Source organism: uncultured Corynebacterium sp. (assembly GCF_945649885.1).
GTDB lineage: Bacteria > Actinomycetota > Actinomycetes > Mycobacteriales > Mycobacteriaceae > Corynebacterium.
In genome coordinates, this window is sequence record NZ_CALZFS010000013.1 from 1 (window position 1) to 24,305 (window position 24,305).

The following is a 24,305-nucleotide window of genomic DNA, read 5'->3' on the forward strand; positions in this document are numbered from 1 at the left end:
CTAAGTGACTGCAGGCACAGAGATTTTCGGGTAGAAGTGGGGTTATGACTGATTACAATGATTCCCGTTTCCCCGGCCCGGATCCTTATGCGCCATTGGGTGATGTTTCCAGCTTCACACTGACCTCCACTGACCTGAGCAATGGTGAGAAGCTCAAAGAACCGCAGCTGGGTGGAAACGATGTTTCCCCACAGTTGTCCTGGTCCGATCTGCCAGAGGGTACCAAATCCCTTGCCATCACCTGCTTTGATCCGGATGCACCCACAGGTTCTGGCTTCTGGCACTGGGCTGCATTCAACATTCCCGTCAGCGTGACGGAACTGCCTACCGGTGCAGGTGATGAAACCCTCGGTGGAATTGACGGTGTGGTCTCCCTCAAGGGTGATTCCGGCAAGCGTGGTTTCTACGGTGCCCAGCCGCCAGCTGGCCATGCGCCCCACAGGTACCTGTTCGCGGTGCATGCGGTGGATGTGGAAAAGCTTGACATTGACCCCGATTCCACCCCCACTGTGCTCGGTTTTAACCTCTATTTCCATACTCTTGGGCGATCCATTGTGTGGGGTTGGTACGAGAACTAGTAGGGTAAGTCACATTATGAGTGCTGCATCGGGTAAATCAAAGCTTAAATTAAACATGGACGAACGCATGGGTTGGCGTCGCGTCCCTACAGCAATCCGCGTGGGCGGTGCATTTGTGGCACTGGGAGTGGTTCTCATCGTTTTCGGTGTCATTGAACTCGTCACCAGTGGTATGGGTGCGCCTTTTGCCGTCACCCCGGGATTCCTGTTGATCCTGCTGGCAGCAGTCATCCTCGGTGGTTTTGCCACCGTGAGCAGATATGAGGAGAGCTCACGCACCCAGGTGATCACCTTGGGTATCGCCGTGGTGTTGGTCGGTCTCAGCCGTTTCCTTCCCAATGATCCCCTGATGTGGGTGGAGCAGTTCTGGCTGAGTGCCTGGGCTGTCACCGCCATCATCTGTGGTCTGATTATGCGCCGCGCGATGATGCCGAAGGGCTAGGTGTAGAACTCCGAAGAAAGGGCCACTGTCAAAGACAGTGGCCCTTTCTTCCTTTATTCTGCCAACCTGGGGGGGGGGCAAGCCGAACGTGAAAATCAGTGGACTATACGACATTGTTGCTCGGACAACAATGGAACGGCTGGGTCGGAACTAGGAGGTTGCCTTCCACGGCAGGTCGGAGCCGACAGCCTCCGAGATGTTGGCCAGTCCGTGGGCACGGATCTGGGCTGCGATACCGAGATGAATGTCACGGATCCAGTCCGGGCCACCGTAGATGAAACCGGTGTAGCCCTGCAGGAGGGTGGCTCCGGCGGTGATGCGCTCCCACGCCTGCTCCGGCGTGCTGATGCCACCGACACCGATGAGGACGAGCTGATCACCCACACGGGCGTAGAGCTGCTTGAGCACCTCGAGGGCACGGTCAGCCACCGGCGCACCCGAGATACCACCGGCCCCCATGTCCGCCACCTCATTGGCCGGGGTGGACAGCCCCTCACGGGAGATGGTGGTGTTGGTGGCGACGATGCCTGCCAGGCCCAGTTCAAGGGCGAGATCGGCAACCGCGTCCACGTCCTCATCAGAGAGGTCCGGGGCGATCTTCACCAGCACAGGCACTGAGGTGGATTCCTGCACGGCGGCCAGGATAGGGCGTAGGGACTCCACGGCCTGCAGATCGCGCAGTCCAGGGGTATTCGGGGAGGAAACATTCACCACGAGGTAATCAGCCAGATCACCCAGCAGGGAAGCGGAACGACGGTAGTCGTCCACAGCCTGGTCCGCCGGGACAACTTTGGTCTTGCCGATGTTGATGCCGATCACGTCATCAGTTTTACGGCGACGCAGGTTATCCGCCGCATCCGCGGCACCCTCGTTGTTGAAGCCCATGCGGTTGAGAATGGCTTTGTCCGCAGGCAGACGGAACAGGCGGGGAGTGGGGTTACCGGCCTGCGGTGATGCTGTGACCGTGCCCAGCTCCGCATAGCCGAAACCGAGTCCGGTCCAGGTATCTGCCGCGGAGGCGTTCTTATCAAAGCCTGCGGCCAAGCCCAGGGGGCGGGGGAAGGTGATGCCGAAAACTTCCTGGGACAGGACAGGGTCATTGACCCCGAGGACCTTACCCATCGCACGGTTGAGCGGGGTGGCCACCTGCAGCAACCCCAAGCCATCGTTGATGATGCCGTGGATACGTTCCGGGCGGAGGGTGAACATGGCCTTCAGGCTGGTGTCATACACCTTCTGGCGGAGCTTAGGGGTATGGGATGGCTTGCTCATAGGGGGTTCAACTTTCTACAGAAGGTGTGCGGGAAGTTATGCGGGGTTGTCGATGATCTGCAATCCGTCACCGGAGGCAGAAGCCACCACCAAGGTGCCATCTTCCAGTGCCACGATGTTCTGGGCATCGGCGACGGTGTCCAGGCGGTGCTGTTCTTCTGGGACACCTTCAGCGATCCGGTAGCCGGCGAGCTGATTGTTGGACAGGGTGGTGATCCAGGCCAGGGAGTTCTGACTATCCCAGGCAACACCCCAGGGGTCACTGTCCACCGGGGCAGTCATCTGGAGACGGATGATGTCATCGGCATTGTAGATGGCAATCTGGCCACCACGGTTATCAGAGACCACCAACAGCCCATCCTCGCCGGCGGCCATCTGTGCCACACCGAGTCCCACGCGCAGGGTCGCACCAGCACGGTCATTGGGGTAGTCGATGTCCTGGATGGTGGTGGGGCCATTGGAGATGCGCACCACGGCGTCGTGGCGCTCATCCACAGGAACAGCGATCATCTCAGTGCCCGGGTCCTGGACCTCGAAGTTCACCGGTTCCTGGCCATCGCGGTAGACGGTGACATCTTCATCAACATCATTGCCCACGAGCAGTTGACCATCGGTGGTCAGTGCCGCAACGGTGGTGGGCTTATCGGTTTCCTGCAGGTTGTCCAGGTTCGGGTTGTTCGCATCAATCAGATAAACACCCTGTTCACAGGCGAGAATGAACTGATCTCCGGTCACGGTGAGGTCACCGCACTGGGAAGCAACCTCCAGTTCCACCTGTTCGCCGGCTTCGAAATCAGCGAGGGTGCCAATGGCGAGGGACTGATCAGAGCGCACCCCCAGGATATCGCCGTCAGCCACTTCCATGTCGGTGACATTGGCTGCAAAGTCCAGGACTGTTCCAGCAGGGTTCTCGGCGGCGGGGGATGCTACCGGGGTGGCCTGCCCCATGTCTGGGGACTCTGGAAGATTCTGGCTACAGGCGGTGGCAAGCATCGCGGTGGTGGCCAGCACAGAGGTTGCCAGGAGTGGACGGTAGACACGGGAACGACGGCGCATATTCACAATGTGTCAGATTACCAGCAGCCTGAAAATGGTAGGTACTAGAGGGAGACATCGTCCAGCGCTTTTGTGATTGGGGAGGGCAGGACCACATCCTCGGCCTTGAGCAGCTGCTGTAGTTGAGCCGGTGTTCGGGCACCCACGATCACGGAGGTGACCCCCGGGCGATCACGAACCCAGGTGGTGGCTGTGACAGCAGGACTCAGGCCCAGGCCACGTGCGGCGGTATCCAGGGCATCGACAATCGTGTGGGAACGGCCGTCCAGGTATCCCTGGACCTCAGCATCACGTTCGGAGGAAGCCGCGCGGGAATCCTGCGGGATCTCTGAACGGTACTTGGCGGTCAAGACACCCTGGCCCAGTGGCGCACCGGCGAAGAAACCAACACCCAGGTGCTGGGTGGCGGGGAGAAGTTCTTCCTCGGCGCGGCGGACCAGGAGACTGTATTCATTCTGGGCCACCACGATGGGACGGGCTGCCGCTGCCGCATGATTGGAGGCCGCGTGAGTGACAGCCAGCTGCCATCCGGAATAACCACGAACACCGGCATAGCGCACCCGTCCGGTACGCACTGCATAGTCCAGGGTGTCCGCCACCTCATAGGGCGGGGTGCGGTCATCCCAATAACCCACCGACCACAGATCCAGGTAGTCAGTACCCAGTGAGTGCAGGGTCGCATCAAGTTGTGCGATGAGTGAGCGACGGGAACAGTCCACCCGTTGCCCGATGGGCAGATCAGGATTCACCCCGGCGCATGAGGAGATCACCAGATCCGGTCGGGGAGCCCGCGTGCGCAGCAGATCACCGAGCATTTCCTCGGCCATGCCATTGGCATAGGTCGGGGAGACGTCGATAAGCGTTCCACCTGCGCCGATGAAATCAGTGAGGATCGTCGATGCCTCAGCAAGCTCTGTACCCATGCCCCACGTGGAGGTGCCTAAACCAATGCGCGTGACGCGCAGACCACTTGTGCCCACCATTCGCTGTTTCACGCCAACCACACTACTTATCAATAGCGGTAGTAAGGTCTATCGGGTGAATGAACAGACCTATCACCTAGCCTCTGCCGTGGAGCCTGCGGTAGCTGAGAACATGAGCTGGGCGCAGACGATCGTCCTCTCATTGGTCCAGGGACTCACCGAATTCCTGCCCATCAGCTCCTCGGGTCACCTCCGAATTATTTCTGAACTGTTCTGGGGTGTTGATGCCGGTGCCTCCTTCACCGCCGTGGTGCAGCTCGGAACCGAAGCCGCCGTCCTGGTGTACTTTGCCAAGGAGATCTGGCAGATCCTCACCGGATGGTTCGCCGGCGTCTTCAATAAGGAACGTCGCGGACGTGACTACAAGATGGGGTGGATGATCATCGTGGCCACCATCCCCGTGGTGGTCCTGGGCGTGTTGGGCAAGGACCTCATCCGTGAGGCACTACGCAACATGTGGATCACCGCCACCGTCTTGGTGCTGTTCTCCTTTGTGTTCATCCTCGCTGAAAAGATGGGCAAGAAGGACCGCGGATACGATGACCTGAACATGAAGGATGCCCTGGTCATGGGATTTGCACAGTGCCTTGCGCTGATCCCCGGTGTCTCCCGTTCCGGTGGCACCATCTCCGCCGGCCTGTTCATGGGCCTCAACCGTGAAGTGGCGGCGAAGTTCTCCTTCCTGCTGGCCATCCCGGCTGTCCTGGGATCCGGGCTGTACTCATTGCCTGATGCCTTCGACCCTGCAGCAGGGCAGGCAGCCTCCGGCCTGCAGTTGACCATCGGCACCCTGCTCGCCTTCATCGTGGGTTATATCTCCATTGCCTGGCTGATGAAGTTCGTGGCCAACCACTCCTTCTCCTGGTTCGCCGCCTACCGCATCCCGGCAGGCCTGATCGTCATGCTGCTGCTGGCACTGGGATATCTGAATCCTTAAGTCGTAGCTACAACACCCCGCACACTGCGAGTGTGCGGGGTGTTTTTTGCGGGCGTCGATGAGCACTTCCCACTAGACGACGCTGGGGGAATAACCGACGACCTGGGACAGTTGAGGTGGACAGGCGCGTCAGTGGCGCGCGGCTTAATCATGCCCTCAATATTCCCTTACCGTGGAAAGTAGCTAGAGTTAGATCCATGCATTCTTGGCCCACTCCTGAAATCCCAGCCCTGGACGGCACCCCGGTGTCCCTGGACCTCTTCGACACTGCCGATCAGCAGGTTAAGCCTTTGGAGGTGCCACCCAGCGGCTCTGGAATCCCGGTGGGCATGTACGTCTGCGGCATCACCCCCTATGACTCCACACACCTCGGGCACGCCGCGACCTACCTGGCATTCGACCTGATTTACCGCATCCTCCTGGACAACGACCAGGAGGTCCACTATGTCCAGAACATCACCGATGTGGATGATCCACTCTTTGAACGCGCCGCACGTGATGGCGTGGATTGGCGTGATCTGGGCACCAGCCAGATCAATCTCTTCCGTAGTGACATGGAAGCGCTGAGCATTATCCCGCCGCAGGACTATATCGGTGCGATTGAGTCCATCGACGAGGTGATCACAATGGTCTCCACGCTGCTGGAGGAGGGTGCGGCCTATGTGGTGGATGATGCTGAGTACCCGGATGTCTACGCCTCCATCCATGCGACTGAGAACTTCGGCTATGAGTCGAACTATGACTCCGCCACCATGGCCCAGTTCTTTGCCGAACGCGGCGGCGATCCGGACCGTGAAGGCAAGCGCAACCCGATGGATGCGCTGCTGTGGCGTGCCGCCCGTGACGGTGAACCCAGCTGGGATTCCCCCTTCGGTGCAGGCCGCCCAGGCTGGCACATTGAGTGTTCCGCCATCGCCACCAACCGACTGGGACCAAGCTTTGACATCCAGGGCGGGGGCTCTGACCTGATGTTCCCTCACCACGAGTTCTCCGCAGCACATGCTGAGGCCGCACACGGTGTGGAACGCATGGCCAAGCACTATGTGCATGCCGGCATGATCTCCCAGGACGGCGTCAAGATGTCCAAGTCCCTGGGTAACCTGGAGTTCGTCTCCCGCCTGACAGCCTCAGGCCATGAGGCAGCAGCCATCCGCCTGGGCGTGTACTCCACCCACTACCGTGGCGACCGCGATTGGAACACCGAGGTTCTCAAGGCGGCAGAAGAACGACTGGCACTGTGGCGTGCCGCAGTCGCTATCGCTCAGGACCGTGCAGTCGCTGTGGATGCAGTCACCGAGCTGCGCGCCCACCTGTCCAATGATCTGGACACCCCCGCAGGCCTGGCAGCAGTGGACGTCTGGGCCCGCACCGTACTGGATGGAACCCCTGACACGGACCGTGAATCAGCAGGTCAGTTGCCTGCTTCAGAGATCCCGCCAGCAGGTCGCATCATCGCTGCGGCCGTCGATGCACTTCTGGGAGTGCACCTTTAGCCAAATTCGTGGACAATGTCTGGCATGAGCATTCGCGCAACATTTCAGCCAACTGTCAACGAGTTCATCTCCACCCTGGAGGAATTCGCCACCGGTTCCTACCTCAAAGCAGATGAGAAGGAATTCTGGGATGAGCCCTTCGATGTAAAGGCACTTCCAGAACTCCGTAAAATCCTGGAAAACTACCTGGGCACCCTGGATGAGATCGGTCAGGGCCCGGAGCTGGATGCCCTGAACACCGCTGCTCAGAACACCCTTGATGAGCTGGATAAGTTCAACACCAAATACCACGGTGCAGTCATTGAGCCGGAGGAGAAGGAAGAAATCTCCGAGCTGCTTTTCGACGCAGCCAAGCTCACCGGTGCCGATGATCTCTCCCTGGAGAGCTTCCCGGAATTTGAATAACCCTCCGAGGCCTATGGATTTGAGAGACACCCACATTCCAGGGGTGTCTCTTTTTCTATTGGTATGGGGCCAGGGAGTGGGTGAGGAGCGTCGGTGGACCAGTGCAAGGTGATGCAGTCGCCATAGTGCAACAGCATGTTCCCAGGTCACATGCCCTGGGGCGGTTGAGAGCGTGGTTTATCAGTCCGTACCGAACCCTCAATCTGCTTCCGGCACTGGTCGGGAAGGTAAGGAGTCTGCGGGTGTGCATGAATGAAAATAGACTCTGAACAGGCTGAAAAGTTTAATTAAGAATGAAAGCGTACTAAGCTGTCTACCTAATGTCTGATACAGCTACCTCCCCCACATTCCTTGAAGCTCTCCGCAACCACGTACTCATTGGCGATGGCGCCATGGGAACCCAGTTGCAGGCCTTTGATCTCGACGTTGAAGATGACTTCCTCGGGCTCGAAGGATGTAATGAGATTCTCAACCACTCCCGACCGGATGTTCTGCGCCAGATCCACCGTTCCTACTTTGAGGCTGGCGCCGACCTGGTTGAAACCAACACCTTCGGTTGTAACCTGCCTAACCTCGCTGACTATGACATCGAGGACCGTTGCCGCGAACTTGCCTACAAGGGCACGGTGGTGGCGCGTGAGGTAGCCGATGAGATGGGGCCGGGCCGTGATGGTATGCGCCGTTTCGTCGTGGGTTCACTCGGACCAGGTACCAAGCTGCCATCCCTGGGTCATGCCCCCTATGACAAGCTGCGTGGACACTACAAAGAAGCAGCCCTTGGCATCATCGAAGGTGGTGGTGATGCCTTCCTGCTGGAAACCGCACAGGATCTGCTGCAGGTCAAGGCCGCTGTTCACGGCGTCCAGGACGCCATGGAAGAACTCGACGTGGTTCTGCCGATCATCTGCCATGTCACCGTGGAAACCACCGGCACCATGCTCATGGGTTCAGAAATCGGTGCCGCGCTGACTGCGCTGCAGCCACTGGGTATTGACATGATCGGCCTCAACTGTGCCACCGGCCCGGATGAGATGAGCGAACACCTGCGTTACCTGTCCAAGCACGCCTCCATCCCGGTATCCGTCATGCCGAACGCCGGCCTGCCGGTACTGGGTAAGAACGGTGCGGAGTACCCACTGGGTGCTGAGGAGCTGGCCAAGGCACTGCGTGGTTTTGTTAGCGAATATGGTCTGTCCATGGTCGGTGGCTGCTGTGGCACCACCCCGGAGCACGTCCGTGCGGTTCGCGACGCCGTGGTTGGTGTTCCAGAGGGAGAGACCTCATCGCTGACCACCGTCCCTGAAGGACCTGCCATTCCGGCTGAGCGTGAGATTGAGCTCGAGGATGCCGTGGCATCTCTTTACACCTCGGTGCCGCTGACCCAGGTCACCGGCATCACCATGATCGGTGAGCGCACCAACGCCAATGGTTCCAAGGCTTTCCGCGAGGCCATGCTCGCCGGCGACTGGGAAAAGTGCGTGGATATTGCCAAGCAGCAGACCCGCGATGGTGCCCATATGCTCGATCTCTGCATCGACTACGTCGGCCGCGATGGCCGCGAGGACATGGCCACCTTGGCAGCACTGCTGGCCACCAGCTCCACCCTGCCGATCATGATTGACTCCACTGAGCCGGAGGTCATCCAGGTCGGTCTGGAGCACCTGGGCGGCAGAAGCATCGTCAACTCCGTGAACTTTGAAGATGGCGATGGGCCAGAATCTCGTTACCGTCGCATCATGGCCATGGTGAAGCAGCACGGTGCCGCCGTGGTTGCACTGACCATTGATGAAGAAGGACAGGCACGTACCGCTGAACACAAGGTGCAGATCGCGGAACGCCTGATCACGGACATCACGCAGACCTACGGGCTGACTGAATCCGACATCGTGGTGGACTGTCTCACCTTCCCGATCTCCACCGGCCAGGAAGAGACCCGACGCGATGGCATCGAGACGATCGAGGCTATCCGTGAACTGAAGAAGCGTTACCCGGGCATCCACACCACTCTGGGACTGTCGAATATCTCCTTCGGTCTCAACCCGGCGGCACGCCAGGTGCTCAACTCCGTGTTCCTGCATGAGTGTGTTCAGGTTGGCCTGGACTCCGCCATTGCACACAGCTCCAAGATCCTGCCGATGAACCGCATCGAGGAACGTCAGCGTGAAGTTGCCCTGGACATGGTCTATGACCGCCGCACTGAAGACTACGATCCACTGCAGGAGTTCATGCAACTCTTCGAAGGTGTCTCTGCTGCTGATGCCAAGGACGCCCGTGCCGAGGCACTGGCTGCCATGCCACTGTTTGAACGTCTCGCTCAGCGCATCATCGACGGCGATAAGAACGGCATGGAAGAAGACCTCGAGGCCGGCATGAAGGAAAAGAAGCCGATTGAGATCATCAACGAGGATCTCCTCAACGGCATGAAGACTGTCGGTGAGCTCTTCGGCTCCGGACAGATGCAGCTGCCGTTCGTGCTCCAGTCCGCAGAGACCATGAAGATCGCCGTGGCTTATCTCGAACCCTTCATGGAAGAAGAAGCGGAAGCCAACGGTGAAGAGAAGTCTGATGGTAAGGGCCGCATCGTGATTGCCACCGTCAAGGGCGATGTCCACGACATCGGCAAGAACCTGGTAGACATCATCATGTCCAACAACGGCTATGACGTGATCAATCTGGGTATCAAACAGCCAATCTCCAACATGCTGGAAGCTGCCAAGGAGCACAGGGCCGATGCCATCGGTATGTCCGGTCTGCTGGTGAAGTCCACGGTGGTGATGAAAGAAAACCTCCAGGAGATGAACAACGCGGAGATGGCGCACTTCCCGGTGATGCTCGGTGGCGCCGCCTTGACCCGCACCTATGTGGAAAATGACCTGGCAGAGGTCTACAACGGCGATGTCTACTACGCCCGAGATGCCTTCGAATCCCTGCGTCTGATGGATGAATGGATGGCGGAGAAGAGGGGAGAGGCCGCTGATCCAGATTCCCCTGAGGCAATTGAAGCTGCCCGTAAGAAGGAGGAGCGCAAGGCACGCAGCGAGCGTTCCAAACGTATCGCCGCCGAGCGCAAGGCCAATGCAGTTCCGGTTGAGGTTCCTGAGCGTTCTGACGTGGCCATCAACACTCCGCTGGCTAACCCACCGTTCTGGGGCACCCGCATTGTCAAGGGCCTGCCGCTGGCTGAGTACCTGCCGAACCTGGATGAGCGTGCCCTGTTCATGGGACAGTGGGGCTTGAAGTCCACCCGCGGTGGTGAGGGACCAACCTATGAGGAGCTCGTGGAGACCGAGGGCCGCCCACGGTTCCGCTACTGGATCGATCGCCTCAAGTCAGAGGGCATCCTCGACCACACCGCCATTGTCTACGGCTATTTCCCCGCTGTATCTGAAGGCGATGACGTGATCATCCTGGAATCCCCCGAGCCGGACGCCCCGGAGCGCATGCGTTTCAGCTTCCCGCGTCAGCAGCGGGGCCGTTTCCTGTGCATCGCGGACTTCATCCGTCCACGTGAGCAGGCGATTGCTGATGGTGAAGTGGATGTCTTCCCATTCCAGCTGGTGACCATGGGTGATCCGATCGCACAGTTCGCCAATGAGCTCTTCGCGGAGAATGAATATCGTCAGTACCTGGAGGTCCACGGCGTGGGCGTTCAATTGACCGAGGCCATGGCTGAGTACTGGCATTCCCGTATCCGCAAGGAGCTGCACCTGAGCACCGGTGGCACCGCAGGCGATGAGGACTCCGATGACATGTCGAAGTTCTTTGACCTGGATTACCGCGGCGCCCGTTTCTCCTTCGGTTATGGTTCCTGCCCGTCCCTGGAGGACCGCGCCAAGATGGTTGAACTGCTCGAACCTGAGCGGATCGGCGTGACCCTGTCTGAGGAGCTTCAGCTGCACCCGGAACAGTCCACCGATGCTTTCGTGCTTTATCACCCGGAGGCGAAGTACTTCAACGTCTAAACGTTGCGGTTTGAGCCATTCCCATTAGTGTTGTCTTCATGGTTAAGGCAATCTTCTGGGACATGGACGGCACGATGGTGGATACAGAGCCCCAGTGGGGGCTTGTCACCTATGAACTGAGTGAGCTGATGGGCAGGCGTCTGACCCCGGAGCTGCGGGACACCACTGTGGGCAGCAGCTTGCCCCGCACAATCCGGATTTGCGCTGAACATGCCGGAATCTCCGTGGATGAGGCAGACTACCAGCGCTACCGTGCATTCATGCTGGGACGCGTCGCTGAGCTTTTCGACGGCGTACTGGCCCCCAACCCGGGCGTGGTCCCGCTGCTTGCGGAGCTTGCCGAACAGAAGGTGACCATGCTGGTCACCACCAACACCGAACGTTCCCTTGCCGCTCGTTGTATCGACGTGGTCGGGAGGAATTACTTCACTGATTCCATCACCGGTGATGAAGTGCCCAACCCTAAACCTGCACCGGATATGTATCTCGAAGCTGCCCGCAGGGTGGGACTACCCCCATCCGAGTGTCTCGTTTTTGAGGATTCTTTCAATGGCATGATCGCTGCGGTGGAGGCCGGCTGCCGGGTCATCGGCCTTCATCCGGAGGAGGTCACCCCACCTGAAGGTGTGGTGCCCCTGCGTGAACTGCACGGTAGTGACACTTTTGAGGGTGTTGACGCAGAAATGATCAACACCTGGTTTGATCAGATCGCCCCGGCAGTACTGCCCAATTAGCCGCACACCACAAAGAAAACCATGTGCCCCAAAAACACAACCGTGGATTCAGTATGGAATGATGTACTCCGTGAAGACATTTGACTCGCTGTACGAAGAACTTCTTGACCGTGCCCAGAACCGCCCTGAGGGCTCTGGGACTGTAGCCGCGTTGGACAAGGGCGTCCATCATATCGGCAAGAAGGTCATCGAAGAGGCCGGCGAGGTCTGGATTGCAGCTGAGTACCAGTCCGATGAAGAGCTGGCCGAGGAAATCTCCCAGCTGATGTACTGGACCCAGGTCATCATGGTGGCTCGTGGTATCAAGCCCGACGACGTCTACAAGAACCTGTAGGAGAAATTAGACAGCCATGCTGAAAATTGCTGTGCCCAACAAGGGCTCCCTATCTGAGCGTGCCATGGAGATCCTCGACGAAGCTGGCTACGCCGGCCGCGGTGACTCCAAGTCACTCAACGTCCTGGACACCGCCAACGAGGTGGAGTTCTTCTTCCTTCGCCCCAAGGACATCGCCATCTATGTGGCTGGTGGCCAGCTGGATCTCGGCATCACCGGCCGTGACCTGGCGTTGGACTCCCGCGCTGATGTCCACGAGGTACTTTCCCTCGGTTTTGGTTCATCCACCTTCCGTTACGCCGCTCCCATGGGCGAGGAGTGGACCGTCGAAAAGCTCGACGGCAAGCGCATCGCCACCTCCTACCCGAACCTGGTGCGCGATGACCTGGCCTCCCGCGGTATCGACGCCGATGTGATCCGCCTTGATGGTGCTGTGGAAATCTCCATCAAGCTCGGTGTTGCCGATGCCATCGCCGATGTGGTGTCCACTGGCCGCACGCTGCGCCAGCAGGGACTTGAACCTTTCGGCGACTCCCTGTGCACCTCTGAGGCGGTCATCGTTGGTCGTCGCGACGAAGAGGTGACCCCGGCCCAGCAGGTTCTGCTCAGCCGTATCCAGGGCATCCTGCACGCGCAGACCTACCTCATGCTTGATTACAATGTCAGCCGTGACAACCTCGAGGAGTCCAGTGCGGTCACCCCGGGGATCTCCGGACCGACTGTCTCTCCGTTGGCACGTGACAACTGGGTTGCTGTTCGCGCCATGGTTCCACGCAAGTCTGCCAACTCCATCATGGACAGGCTCTCCAGCATCGGTGCAGAAGCCATCCTGGCCTCTGATATCCGCATCGCCCGCATCTGAATCCTTCAACAAGAGAGGTAGGGGGTCATTGCCAGGTTTTTCCTGGCGAGGCCTCCTTTTTCCATTCTCAGGGAACTTGTCAGCCCAACCGGGGTTAATGCATCACCTGCTTTTTCCCCTCTGATCATTGTTACGTAGGATGAGCGATATTAGTTTCGTGATTTCAACCACCGGTGAAAGGCAGAACATGTCGTCCAAGACGAATAAGGTTTCCGAAGACACTTCAAAGGATGAGCAGACATCCACCACTCCGGAGCCTCCTGTAGTAGATGGCGAGGCACTGGTAGAAACCACGGAAACCACGTCAACAGGTGAGAAGACCGCAGCAGCCAAGGCCGCGGAGGTACGTCGCAAGACCAAGCGGAATTTCAGGATCGAATCCGACCTGCTCGGTGATCTTGAGATCCCGGCTGACGCCTATTTCGGAGTTCACACCCTGCGTGCGGTGGACAACTTCCAGATTTCACGCACCACCATCAACCACGTCCCGGAATTCATCCGCGGCATGGTCCAGGTGAAGAAAGCGGCAGCGTTGGCTAATCGCCGCCTCCACACCCTGCCGGCAGAAAAAGCCACGGCGATCGTCTGGGCCTGTGACCAGATCCTGGTCGAGGGACGTTGCATGGACCAGTTCCCGATCGATGTGTTCCAAGGTGGTGCCGGCACCAGTACCAACATGAACACCAACGAGGTGGTGGCCAACCTCGCGCTTGAGCATATGGGTTATGAAAAGGGCCGTTATGACATCCTGCACCCGATGGATGATGTCAACATGTCCCAGTCCACCAACGATGCCTACCCAACCGGTTTCCGCCTGGGCATCTATGGTGCGATGAGCACCCTCATCTCTGAGATCGATCAGCTCCAGGTAGCTTTCCGCGAAAAGGGTACCGAGTTCGTCGACATCATCAAGATGGGTCGTACCCAGCTCCAGGATGCGGTGCCGATGAGTCTGGGTGAAGAATTCCAGGCTTTCGCAGCCAATCTTGCTGAAGAACAGTCTGTCCTGCGTGCCGCCATGGAGAAGCTGCTTGAGGTCAACCTCGGTGCCACCGCCATCGGTACCGGCGTGAACACCCCTTCCGGTTACCGCCACCAGGTGGTTGCCTCCCTGTCTGAGGTCACTGGTCTGGACATCAAGTCTGCCCGCGACTTGATTGAAGCAACCTCTGACACCGGTGCCTATGTTCTGGCGCACTCAGCAGTCAAGCGTGCTGCCATGAAGCTGTCCAAGATCTCTAACGACCTACGTCTGCTCTCTTCCGGCCCACGTGCAGGACTCAACGAGATCAACCTGCCACCACGCCAAGCTGGTTCTTCAATCATGCCGGCCAAGGTCAACCCGGTCATCCCGGAGCTTGTCAACCAGGTCTGCTTCAAGGTTTTTGGCAATGACCTCACCGTCACCATGGCTGCTGAAGCAGGTCAGCTCCAGCTCAACGTTATGGAACCAGTCATTGGTGAGTCCCTCTTCCAGTCCATCCGCATCCTGGGAAATGCCGCTAAGACGCTGCGTGAAAAGTGTGTTGTTGGCATCACCGCCAATCCGGAGGTTTGCCGCGCATATGTGGATAACTCCATCGGCATCATCACCTACCTCAACCCATTCCTGGGCCATGACATTGGAGATGCGATTGGTAAGGAAGCCGCCGAAACTGGCCGTTCCGTCCGCAAACTTATCTTGGAGCGCAACCTCATGGATGAAGAGACCCTGAATACCGTATTGTCCAAGGAGAACCTCATGCACCCGATTTTCCGGGGCAAGCTCTACCTGGATCAGAACTAGTAGTTCTGAGCTGTATGTTTTATTGAGATCGTCTCAGAGGACGGGGGATAGTACTACTGGCAAATGATGAAATGTGCAGTTCATGTCTGTGCTCTGGGGTTTCCCCATCCAGTAGGATCGGGTCTTCGCATACGTTGCGGCAGTCCATTCAGGAAGCTGAGGGGTTCAAATAAAAGCACTCGTTTCGAACCTGTACCTTTAAGGGGAAGTTATGAAGAACGAATCTCCGGTTCCATTCATTGTTTTACTGGTGCTTTATGTGGGTCTCTTCATAGCTCTGTGGATATTTATTCCGATAGCTTCACTGCTTGATGCGATGGTGATTGGGATCGTCCTTTCAGTATCCGGTGTGGCTGCAGTGATAACAGCAGCTTTCTCGCGTAGTGCTTCCGTTCAGGTACTGGCGGGGATCGGGTTGACAGGACTTATTGCCGTCGGCATTGGTGTGTATTTCTGGATTACCGTCCCGGAAGGAATCCTTGACGCATTCATCCTTGTCATCGGCGGTGGAGTGCTACTAGCTGCAATCGCAGTGGCTGGAGATCGGCTCTGGCAGGGGAGCCGAAAAGGGCTGAAGCCCTGATGCGAGGAAGGTTGCCCTGGTCGTTGCAGTGTCAATAAAAACTGGTTCGCATTTCTCACCATCAGAATGCGAACCAGTTTTATTTTTCATCACCCAGATTCAATGATGCTGCAGTGCCCATGACACGGACCAGCTCATCCGCATCAAGGCAATACTGCTGAAGGACATAGTTCCAAACTCGGTAGCCTTCTTCTAGACGGGGTCCTCCCCAGGTTATGTTTCAGTGGGGTAGGGGCGGGGCCACTGGGTGCCCCGTAATGCCTCCAGATCCTGATTGAATCGGGTCAAAAGACGCAGGAAAGTTCTTAAGTCCTCATCGGACCAATCTGCGGTGACCTGGCGGGAGATCTCATCGCGGCTGTTGAATTCTGATTGCAGTTGTTCCAGGCCCTTGACGCTGGGCTGGTGCTTGCGGGCAGGTCCACCTGAGGGGTCGGGCATCCGTTCAATCAGTCCGACTTTCATGGCGGCTGCGACCTGGCGGTGGACGGTGGAGATATCAAGCGACATTGCAGAAGCCAGCTCACTGATGCTCATGGGGCCTTCCACATCCAGGCGGGAGAGCAGGAGGGCGGCACTGCGGTCCAGTGCCCATTCTCTTTCATGGGGTGGGGCGTTGTGCAGGGCGTACCTGGAGGACAGCATGTTCTCATAGGAGAGTTGCGTGAGTGGTCCGTATTTCTCCACGAAGAGTCCTTTCGTTGTTCGTCTCAGGTTACAGTGAGCTTTCTATTTGTATCATACAATTGCATGATACAATTCCGGAAAACCAGTAGGTGACTGGGAGTGATCAAAAATTTAAGGAGTATCAGCCTGTGACAGGTTCGGCAGCAGGGGAGAGTTCTTCGCAACCAGGAGATGGGCAGAAGCTGTTTAGCCGCACTTTTGCGTTGGGATGGCTCATCACCTTCTCCTTTTATCTGGTGTTTTATTTCCTCATCACCATCATGGCGCTGTATGCCATCAAGGAGTTCGCCGCATCGGACCTGGTTGCTGGTTTCGCCTCGAGTTCCTTCGTGGTGGGAGCTACCATCGCACGGTTTTCCTGTGGCTATATCGTGGACCGCTTCGGACGTCGACGCGTGTTGATTCTCGCGTCGATACTCGCTGTCATCGCCTCGGTTCTCTACATTCCTGCCGATTCCCTCGTGCTGTTGATCGGCGTCCGACTTCTCCACGGTTTCGCCTTCTGCTTTGCCAGTACCGCGGCCATGGCAGTGACCCAGTTGGTGATCCCGCCATCACGGCGTGCTGAGGGTACGGGTTATCTCTCGCTGACTTCCACGTTGGCTACCGCTGTCGGTCCGGCACTGGCGCTGTTCCTGGTGGGCACCTTCAACTACCAGTTCATCTTCTGGGTGACCCTTGTAGTCACCGTGGCAACCCTGGTGTTGTCCCTCCTGGTCGAGGATCCGATGCCGCGGCAGGAGGGTGCACCAACCCGATGGTCGATAAAGACCATCGTGCATCCGGCAGTTGTTCCGGTTGCGGTCTTCATGATGATGATCGGACTGTGTTATGCCGGAGTGATCACCTATCTCAACCCCTATGCCGAGAACCGTGATGTCATCGCGGGAGCCGGACTCTTCTTCATTGCCTATGCCACATCCATGCTGATCATGCGTACGTTCCTGGGTAGGGTTCAGGACCGTCATGGTCCGACCCCGGTGATCGTCTCCGGTCTGGTGGCGTTCGCCATTGCTCTGGCTATTCTTGCCGTGGCAGATACGGACTGGCTTGTGGTCGTTGCCGGTGCATTGACTGGAATGGGTTATGGAACGCTGATGCCGGCAGCCCAGGCGATCACGGTCGATGCGGTTCCTGCCGCACAGATCGGCACAGGCCTGTCCACCCTGTTCCTGTTCACGGACCTCGGCTTCGGCCTGGGGCCAGTCCTGCTGGGCGTTCTGCTCGGAGGGGTTGGCTATGGTGGCATGTTTGCCATGTTGTCTGGTGTGGTGGTGCTTGCTGGAATCTATTACGCAGCCACTCGTGCCTGGCGCCAACGGCCGGCGCGCTAGCAAACGAAGAGAAAACCGCGCACTCCACAGTGGAGTACGCGGTTTATTTCACTTCAGGCTATGCCGACTGACGGTGGGAATTGTCATAGTCCCGCTGGAGGGCAATCCAGTCCTGTGCGCTGAGCGAGAAAGCTCGGGCAAGTCTCATGGCCAGACCAACGGTTAAGTTGCTGCGTCCTTCGACCAGGTTGGTGATGGTTGCTTCGGTGATATGCAGGCTCTTGGCCAGGTCATAGTGGGTGATCCCGCGGGGTTTGAGGAATCGCTCATTCAGGACCTCACCAGGGTGTTGCGGATTCCGGGGCTGCGGAGAGATCGCAAACACTCCTTTCGAGATGAAGGGGTGAATTGTCACATTTCGAGTACCTTCAAGTCCGAAAACTTATAGGTATTTAATTAATGAAAGCTAAATCTAATAATATTCTCGAACTAAAGCTTCGCAACATAGGCAATGGCTACCTAAGCTGCATTTCCCCATGTCGATTCGAACACCGTTGAAATATCATCCTTTGGAATGACCACGAACAGCGCAGTTTTAAGACTCTCCGGAAACCTTGTCTGCAGTGCTTCCTGGCCACCCCGGATACTCTGGCGGCACTCCACCAAACTCCGGGCACAGGGCCTGGTGCGGGCACCAGCCGCATAACTTAGAGGTCTTGGTGCGGAAGCGGCCTGATTTACCGTCCATCTCGATCTTCGCCCAGAGATCAGCCAGGTCCCGTTCGAAGTACTCCAGCTGTTCGCGGGAGGGCTTGAGGAACATGGAATCATTGACCTTCAGATACATCAGACGCAGCTGGGCCGGGATCTGATCATAGAGGCGCCAGTAGGCCAGGGCGTAGAAGAGCATCTGGAACTGGGCCTGTTGGCTCCACTGAGGCTTGGGCTTCTTGCCGGTCTTGTAGTCAACAACCCGGACTTCACCGGTGGGGGCGGTATCCACGCGGTCGATGAAACCACGTACCGGAACGCCGTTGGGTAGCACGGTGTCCACGTACATCTCCACGTCACTGGCATCAAAGCCTTGCGGGTTCTCCATCTCGAAGTATCCCCGCAGCAGGGAACGGCACTCCACCAGGAAGTCATAGAGCTGATCCTCAGGTACCAGATCATTCAAATCTGGATCCTGCTCGCACATTTCCACCCAGTGGGGCTTCAATCGCTTGACCATCGCCGGGTAATCACGTTGTTCGCGGGGGAGTTTGTGCATTTCCTCCAATACGGCATGGACCAGGGTGCCCTTGACCTGTGCGACGGTCTTGGGCTCCGGGAGACGGTCGATGGCACGCAGTCTGTACAGCAGGGGACACTGCTGATAATCCCCGGCGCGGGAGGGGGAGAGTGCCAGCGGCCGTGGTTTGGACGGTGCGACTGGCTGCTGGGTGGATGCTTGAGTGGTTTCTTCTGTGGGTTTTTCAGAGCTGGTCATGATGATTGACACCTTAGCCAATGGGATGGACACGTTTGCCAATTCAGGCGGAGCCCTGCGGTGCTGGTGGGATGTTGGCTAGCCTGGGTTCATGCATGTGACTGATGATTTCCTTAGTTTCCTGGCGTTGAGCCCGAGTTCTTATCACGCGGCTGAGACCGTGACCCGTCGTCTGATCCATGAGGGTTTTGTGCGTCAGGATGATACTGATGCTTGGGACGCCTCTCCGGGGGGACATGTGATGGTGCGCGGTGGCGCGGTCATGGCCTGGTGGGTTCCGGAAAATGCCTCCCCGGATTCGGGGTTTCGTATCATCGGTTCCCATACTGATTCTCCGGGTTTCAAGCTCAAGCCCCGTGGTGATCTGCAGTCCCATGGTTGGCAGCAGGCTGGTGTAGAAGTCTATGGCGGGCCGATTTATCCGTCCTGGTTGGATCGTGAGTTGTCCCTGGCTGGGCGTGTGGCATTACAGGATGGTTCGGTCAAGCTGGTCAACACCGGTGCTATCATGCGTATCCCGAATGTTGCCATCCACCTGGACCGTTCGCTGAACTCCAACCTGACGCTCAACCCGCAGTCGCACCTGCAGCCGGTGTTTGCGGTGGGTGATCCAGATGTCTCCATCATGGATGTGCTGGCAGAGGCAGCGGGTGTGGAACCACTGGATATTGTTGCCCATGACTTGATCACGGTGGATACCCAGGTTCCAGAGATTTTCGGGGCACATGGTGACTTCATCGCCTCCGGCCGTCTGGATAACCTCTCTTCCGTGCAGCCCTCCATGACTGCTCTGATTGCAGCAGCCACCTCGGATGATGCCAGCGATGACATCTTGGTTCTGGCTGCCTTTGATCATGAGGAGGTCGGCTCCAACTCCACCACCGGTGCGGGTGGACCGCTCCTGGAGGACGTGCTCAACCGCACGGCACGTGCACTGGGTGCTGATGAGGATCAGCGCCGGCGGATGTTCAACCGCTCCACCATGGTTTCTGCTGATGCAGCACACTCCATCCACCCGAATCACCCGGCCAAGCATGATCCGGTCAACTATCCGATCATCGGCCAGGGCCCGGTGCTCAAGGTCAACGCCAACCAGCGCTACACCTCTGATGCGGTGACCTCCGGCATGTGGGTCCGTGCCTGCCAGACCGCAGGGGTTCCACACCAGGTGTTTGCTGGCCGCAATGACGTGCCCTGTGGTTCCACCATCGGACCGATCAGCGCCACCCGCCTGGGTATCGCATCAGTGGATGTGGGCATCCCACTGTTGTCCATGCACTCGGCACGTGAGATGGCCGGGGTGAAGGATCTGGGATGGTTTGAACAGGCACTGGAAGCCTATCTGGTAAATTAACGCCGATTAGTCGTCGACTTTTTGACGCAGCTCTACCCACAAGCGAGAAAGCGAGGGCACATGCCCTATTCCGGTCCGTTTCAACCAGGTGACCGCGTCCAACTGACCGACGCCAAGCGCCGCCACTTCACCATCGTCTTGGAGCCGGGAGGCAGCTACCACACCCACCGTGGCCAGATCCCCCACGATGAGATCATCGGCGCCGATGAGGGCACCGTCGTCCAGTCCACCATGGGCTCGGACTTCCTGTGCTTCCGCCACCTCATGGTCGACCACGTTCTCTCCATGCCCCGTGGTGCAGCGGTGATCTACCCGAAGGACTCCGCACAGATCCTGGTGGAGGGAGATATCTTCCCCGGCGCCCGCGTGCTGGAAGCAGGTGCTGGATCAGGTGCCCTGTCCATGGCGCTGCTGCGCGCCATCGGCCACGACGGCAAGCTGATCTCCTATGAGATCCGCGATGACCACCTTGAATACGCCGTCAGCAACGTCGAGGAATACTTCGGTGAACGCCCCGCAACCTGGGACCCACGCCTGGGTGACCTGAAGGAAGTCACCGTCGACGACCTCGGCGGACCGGTGGACCGTATCGTGCTGGACATGCTCGAACCATGGGAATGCCTGGAAACCTGCAAGGATCTCCTCATCCCCGGTGGTGTCTTCATGACCTATGTGGCCACCGTGCCACAGCTGATGAAGGTCATGGAAGGCCTGCGCGAACTACAGTGCTTCACCGAACCACGCGCCTGGGAATCCCTCATCCGTGACTGGAAGGTCGAAGGCCTGGCCACCCGCCCAGAACACCGTATGAATGCCCACACCGCATTCCTCGTGCTGGCACGACGCCTTGCCGACGGCGTCACCCCACCACGCCCGCAGCGACGCGCACGTCGCTAAGCACCAGCCCTTAAAGACCAACAAACCCCGGCCTTCAAGGGACTACAGTGGCAGACATGGCCACACCAACACATTCTGAGGCAACCGGTTCCTTCTCCGAATTCAACCAGGAGGAGATGACCCGGCTTGCCGACAGCGTGCGCCAACTCAAACGCACCAACCAGGATTTAAGCTCCCGGAACTCCAAACTGGCGGACATGCTGAAATCATCACGCGACAAACTGTCCATGATGTACGAACAGCTCGAAGACATGTCCCAACCACCCTCGCTCTACGGAACCTACCTGGAAGCCTCCCGCGACGGCACCAGTGCCGAAATCTTCGCCGGAGGCAGGCGCATGCGAGTAGCCATGTCACCCATGCTCTGCGCCGGCGACCTCATGCCCGGCGTCCAGGTACGCCTCGGTGAAGGCAACCAGATCCTGGAGGCCTGCGAGTACGAACAAACCGGTGACCTGGCAACACTGATGGAAATGATCGGCCGTGACCGCGCCCTCATCTCTGACCGTTCCGGGGAAGAACGCGTGGTCAAACTCGCAGGCCCCCTGATGGACCGCACCCGCAAACTCCCACGCCCCGGCGACACCCTCCTGGTTGACCGCCGCGCAGGCTACGCCTTCGAGAACATCCCCAAGACGGAGATCTCCAAGCTTGCCCTCGAAGAAGCCCCTGATGTCTCCTATGCCGATATCGGTGGCCTGGATGATCAGATCGAACTGATCCAGGACGCAGTTGAACTGCCCTTCCTGCACCCGGAGATGTACCGTGCCTATAAACTGCACCCACCCAAGGGCGTGCTGCTCTACGGACCTCCCGGTTGTGGCAAGACATTGATTGCCAAGGCGGTGGCGAACTCACTGTCCCAGCGCATCGGGGATGCCGGAACCTCCTACTTCATCAACGTCAAGGGACCGGAGCTGCTCAACAAGTACGTGGGCGAAACCGAACGCCAGATCCGTGTGATCTTTGAACGCGCCCGCGAACTGGCAGGCGACGGCCGCCCCGTGATCATCTTCTTTGATGAGATGGAATCCATCTTCCGCACCCGCGGTTCAGGGGTGAGCTCCGATATGGAAACCACCGTGGTCCCACAGCTGCTTGCTGAACTCGACGGTGTGGAGGACCTGTCCAATGTGATCGTCATCGGTGCCACCAACCGCGAGGAACTGATTGATCCCGCCATCCTGCGTCCGGGACGCCTGGACATCAAGATCCGCGTCCAACGCCCCAACCGCAAGGGATCCCGTGATATCTTCGCCCGCTACATCACCGACACCATCCCGCTGGCAGTGGAGGTTGATGAGCTCATCGACAGCGCCGTGGAACATCTGTTCACCCCGCGGCCCTATGTACGCCTGACGCTTGTCGACAACACCCAGGAAACCCTCAATTACCACGACTTCGTCTCCGGTGCGATGATCGCCAATATCGTCGACCGCGCCAAGAAAAGCGCCATCAAGGACCACATCGAGGGCAAGGGGATCGGCCTGACCATCGCCCACCTCACCGACGCCATCGACCAGGAGCACCAACAGAGCGAAGATCTACCCAATACCTCCAACCCGGATGAGTGGACCAAGATCATCGGCCGCCAGGGCAAGCGCGTCACCAACGCTGAAGTCGTGCAGTAGCAGGGAAGCGCTGGGCGCGCGGTTAAAGAGAGCTTGTCGGCGTCCTTGTCCTGCACGCTGATTCAACGAAGTGTAAAGTTGTTTGCAAAACGTAAAGTCGCAGTTAGGGGCACTGAAGTGGATCAGACGAGCGCCCGTTTCTCCCATGCCGCAGCGCAGGCACGTGAGCGGAACCCGCGAGGAGTATCAAAGAAGGAAGGATGGCTCATCATCCTCCAGGCGAGCGCCAGTGTGGTGATGATGTCGATCTTCTTCCAAGCACACAACTGGTACTGGGGTGGCATCCTCAATTTCGCCAGTGTCGGAGTATTCCTCATCCTCGCTGTCATGATGTCCACAAGGATGGCACGAGTGCGCGCAGTCCATCCCGCTGGGCATAGACGACGTCTCCTACTGGCAAGCCTTCTTCCGCTTTTAGCTATCGCCATCGGTGGGTGGTACTGGACTTCCCATGCGCCACACAGTGGTTCCTGGCTGTTGACCACCTCAGTTGCCGTGCTCAGCTGTGTCCCGCTGGTGGTGCTTGGATATTCCCTGGTTGCCAGGGGCAACCGGTGAATCTGTCCCAGGCACGCAAAGCTCTCGATGACATGATCCACTCTCCTGTGCGTTTCACTCTGGCAGCGGCCCTGAACTCGGTGGACTCCGCGGACTACCAAACGCTGAGGGAAGAACTGGGTGTCAGCTACTCTCTGCTCTCCAAACATGCAGGCATCTTGGAGGAGACAGGTTATCTGAAGATCACGAAAGAATTTGATGGTCGCACCCAGATCACCAGGATGAGCCTGACCCGCCAGGGGAGAGAGGCATTTCAACAACACCTGACCGCCCTGGACAGAATTGTGCAAGGCTTGACCTGATGCTGTGCTGAAACAGAAGGAGAATATGGGCATGGGACTGACACCGGAACAGATGCTGGAACTCCAGGAACTCAGTGAGGCTGCAACCCGCCTGGATAGAGATATTCAAGAACTCCTGCAGCAACGCCAGGAAATATCAGCCCGGGCTGGAAACCTGACCGCAATTCAGATGAGACAACGCCAGGATGAGATCAAGAAGGCATCACCGGCAACCTCTGACATGGACCTGGAACTGCTGTCCAGATGGCTCATCACCAAAGTCCAACGACTTGAGGATGAGAACCTTATCGCACTCAAAGGCAGGTTCCGTGCCCCTCACATCATGCCCGGCATGGTCCCGATCATGATCAACGATGACGGCTACTGCACACAGCTGGTGATCCATTTCGATGCAGACCACTTCCAGGGCATGGTCGGGGTCTCCCTGGAGGAAGAAGGCCGCCGCACACAAGCTGGATATGACGAAGAACTTCATGCCTCCACAATCATCGTCGCTTTGATGGGTGAATTCCCGATCACCCTCGCAGAACAATGCCAACCAGGTGAAATCAAGTGGCTTTTTGACGCGCCGGGTTATCCCCACCCTGATAACCTCGGTGCCCTGATTGCCATGGCGCAGGAAACGGGTGCCTGGCTGCACCCGCAGATTGATGAGATTCCACATTCCTGACGGATGTTTAACCAAG

At 58.1% G+C, this 24,305-nt stretch carries 24 protein-coding genes; 18 read left to right on the plus strand and 6 right to left on the minus strand.

Annotated elements, in window-relative coordinates; translation table 11 throughout:
- Positions 1-44: 44 nt before the first annotated feature.
- Both Q0M74_RS02610 and Q0M74_RS02615 read left to right on the plus strand, forming a co-directional pair.
- Positions 45-578: a YbhB/YbcL family Raf kinase inhibitor-like protein gene (locus Q0M74_RS02610; protein WP_293951491.1), complete on the plus strand. Its 534-nt coding sequence runs from the start codon at positions 45-47 to the stop codon at positions 576-578.
- 16 nt (positions 579-594) lie between these two features.
- On the plus strand, positions 595-1,020 hold the full coding sequence (locus Q0M74_RS02615) for a hypothetical protein (RefSeq protein ID WP_293951492.1): 426 nt from the start codon (positions 595-597) through the stop codon (positions 1,018-1,020).
- 150 nt (positions 1,021-1,170) lie between these two features.
- Here Q0M74_RS02615 and Q0M74_RS02620 read toward each other — a convergent pair whose 3' ends face one another.
- The 3 genes from Q0M74_RS02620 to Q0M74_RS02630 are packed head-to-tail and all read right to left on the minus strand — an operon-like array spanning position 1,171 to position 4,331.
- Positions 1,171-2,292, minus strand: coding sequence for a quinone-dependent dihydroorotate dehydrogenase (locus tag Q0M74_RS02620; RefSeq protein WP_293951493.1), 1,122 nt, complete (start codon positions 2,290-2,292; stop codon positions 1,171-1,173).
- 36 nt (positions 2,293-2,328) lie between these two features.
- Positions 2,329-3,348, minus strand: a complete 1,020-nt coding sequence (locus Q0M74_RS02625; protein ID WP_293951520.1) for a hypothetical protein — start codon at positions 3,346-3,348, stop codon at positions 2,329-2,331.
- 44 nt (positions 3,349-3,392) lie between these two features.
- On the minus strand, positions 3,393-4,331 hold the full coding sequence (locus Q0M74_RS02630) for an aldo/keto reductase (protein ID WP_293951521.1): 939 nt from the start codon (positions 4,329-4,331) through the stop codon (positions 3,393-3,395).
- Between the two features lie 112 nt (positions 4,332-4,443).
- Between Q0M74_RS02630 and Q0M74_RS02635 the strand changes: the two genes are divergently transcribed.
- The 9 genes from Q0M74_RS02635 to Q0M74_RS02675 all read left to right on the plus strand — a co-directional run bounded on the left by Q0M74_RS02635 (position 4,444) and on the right by Q0M74_RS02675 (position 15,427).
- Entirely contained in the window at positions 4,444-5,268 is an 825-nt protein-coding gene (locus Q0M74_RS02635; RefSeq protein ID WP_293951522.1) for an undecaprenyl-diphosphate phosphatase, read from the plus strand.
- 197 nt (positions 5,269-5,465) lie between these two features.
- On the plus strand, positions 5,466-6,761 hold the full coding sequence (mshC, locus tag Q0M74_RS02640) for a cysteine--1-D-myo-inosityl 2-amino-2-deoxy-alpha-D-glucopyranoside ligase (RefSeq protein WP_293951494.1): 1,296 nt from the start codon (positions 5,466-5,468) through the stop codon (positions 6,759-6,761).
- 24 nt (positions 6,762-6,785) lie between these two features.
- Positions 6,786-7,166, plus strand: coding sequence for a hypothetical protein (locus tag Q0M74_RS02645; RefSeq protein WP_293951495.1), 381 nt, complete (start codon positions 6,786-6,788; stop codon positions 7,164-7,166).
- A 320-nt stretch (positions 7,167-7,486) separates the two neighbouring features.
- The gene (gene metH / locus Q0M74_RS02650) at positions 7,487-11,128 is read left to right on the plus strand and encodes a methionine synthase (protein WP_293951496.1); all 3,642 of its coding nucleotides are present in this window, start codon (positions 7,487-7,489) and stop codon (positions 11,126-11,128) included.
- A 38-nt stretch (positions 11,129-11,166) separates the two neighbouring features.
- On the plus strand, positions 11,167-11,862 hold the full coding sequence (locus tag Q0M74_RS02655; RefSeq protein WP_293951497.1) for an HAD family phosphatase: 696 nt from the start codon (positions 11,167-11,169) through the stop codon (positions 11,860-11,862).
- Between the two features lie 58 nt (positions 11,863-11,920).
- Positions 11,921-12,196 carry a phosphoribosyl-ATP diphosphatase gene (locus Q0M74_RS02660; RefSeq protein WP_293951498.1) on the plus strand — a complete coding sequence of 92 codons (276 nt, stop codon included), beginning with the start codon at positions 11,921-11,923 and terminating at the stop codon, positions 12,194-12,196.
- Between the two features lie 16 nt (positions 12,197-12,212).
- Positions 12,213-13,058: an ATP phosphoribosyltransferase gene (hisG, locus tag Q0M74_RS02665; protein ID WP_293951499.1), complete on the plus strand. Its 846-nt coding sequence runs from the start codon at positions 12,213-12,215 to the stop codon at positions 13,056-13,058.
- Between the two features lie 187 nt (positions 13,059-13,245).
- Positions 13,246-14,844, plus strand: coding sequence for an aspartate ammonia-lyase (gene aspA / locus Q0M74_RS02670; RefSeq protein WP_293951500.1), 1,599 nt, complete (start codon positions 13,246-13,248; stop codon positions 14,842-14,844).
- A 211-nt stretch (positions 14,845-15,055) separates the two neighbouring features.
- Complete coding sequence (locus Q0M74_RS02675) at positions 15,056-15,427, plus strand: hypothetical protein (protein WP_293951501.1); 372 nt, start codon at positions 15,056-15,058, stop codon at positions 15,425-15,427.
- 213 nt (positions 15,428-15,640) lie between these two features.
- Here the strand turns inward: Q0M74_RS02675 and Q0M74_RS02680 are convergent, their stop codons facing one another.
- Positions 15,641-16,114 carry a MarR family winged helix-turn-helix transcriptional regulator gene (locus Q0M74_RS02680; protein WP_293951502.1) on the minus strand — a complete coding sequence of 158 codons (474 nt, stop codon included), beginning with the start codon at positions 16,112-16,114 and terminating at the stop codon, positions 15,641-15,643.
- 128 nt (positions 16,115-16,242) lie between these two features.
- Between Q0M74_RS02680 and Q0M74_RS02685 the strand changes: the two genes are divergently transcribed.
- Positions 16,243-17,448, plus strand: a complete 1,206-nt coding sequence (locus Q0M74_RS02685) for an MFS transporter (RefSeq protein WP_293951503.1) — start codon at positions 16,243-16,245, stop codon at positions 17,446-17,448.
- Between the two features lie 58 nt (positions 17,449-17,506).
- On the opposite strand, the gene Q0M74_RS02690 is transcribed toward Q0M74_RS02685, so the two are convergent.
- Both Q0M74_RS02690 and Q0M74_RS02695 read right to left on the minus strand, forming a co-directional pair.
- Positions 17,507-17,803, minus strand: a complete 297-nt coding sequence (locus Q0M74_RS02690; protein ID WP_293951504.1) for a HigA family addiction module antitoxin — start codon at positions 17,801-17,803, stop codon at positions 17,507-17,509.
- Positions 17,804-17,983: 180 nt separating this feature from the next.
- Positions 17,984-18,877 carry a RecB family exonuclease gene (locus Q0M74_RS02695; protein ID WP_293951505.1) on the minus strand — a complete coding sequence of 298 codons (894 nt, stop codon included), beginning with the start codon at positions 18,875-18,877 and terminating at the stop codon, positions 17,984-17,986.
- 91 nt (positions 18,878-18,968) lie between these two features.
- On the opposite strand from Q0M74_RS02695, the gene Q0M74_RS02700 reads away from it, so the two are divergent.
- The 6 genes from Q0M74_RS02700 to Q0M74_RS02725 all read left to right on the plus strand — a co-directional run bounded on the left by Q0M74_RS02700 (position 18,969) and on the right by Q0M74_RS02725 (position 24,289).
- Positions 18,969-20,231, plus strand: a complete 1,263-nt coding sequence (locus Q0M74_RS02700) for a M18 family aminopeptidase (protein ID WP_293951506.1) — start codon at positions 18,969-18,971, stop codon at positions 20,229-20,231.
- Positions 20,232-20,291: 60 nt separating this feature from the next.
- Positions 20,292-21,128, plus strand: coding sequence for a tRNA (adenine-N1)-methyltransferase (locus tag Q0M74_RS02705; RefSeq protein ID WP_293951507.1), 837 nt, complete (start codon positions 20,292-20,294; stop codon positions 21,126-21,128).
- Positions 21,129-21,175: 47 nt separating this feature from the next.
- Positions 21,176-22,759, plus strand: coding sequence for a proteasome ATPase (gene arc / locus Q0M74_RS02710; protein WP_293951508.1), 1,584 nt, complete (start codon positions 21,176-21,178; stop codon positions 22,757-22,759).
- Between the two features lie 117 nt (positions 22,760-22,876).
- On the plus strand, positions 22,877-23,317 hold the full coding sequence (locus Q0M74_RS02715; protein ID WP_293951509.1) for a hypothetical protein: 441 nt from the start codon (positions 22,877-22,879) through the stop codon (positions 23,315-23,317).
- Entirely contained in the window at positions 23,314-23,619 is a 306-nt protein-coding gene (locus Q0M74_RS02720; protein WP_293951510.1) for a transcriptional regulator, read from the plus strand. The genes Q0M74_RS02715 and Q0M74_RS02720 overlap by 4 nt, the downstream gene beginning before the upstream one ends.
- Positions 23,620-23,650: 31 nt before the next feature.
- Positions 23,651-24,289 carry a hypothetical protein gene (locus Q0M74_RS02725; RefSeq protein ID WP_293951511.1) on the plus strand — a complete coding sequence of 213 codons (639 nt, stop codon included), beginning with the start codon at positions 23,651-23,653 and terminating at the stop codon, positions 24,287-24,289.
- Positions 24,290-24,305: the final 16 nt, after the last annotated feature.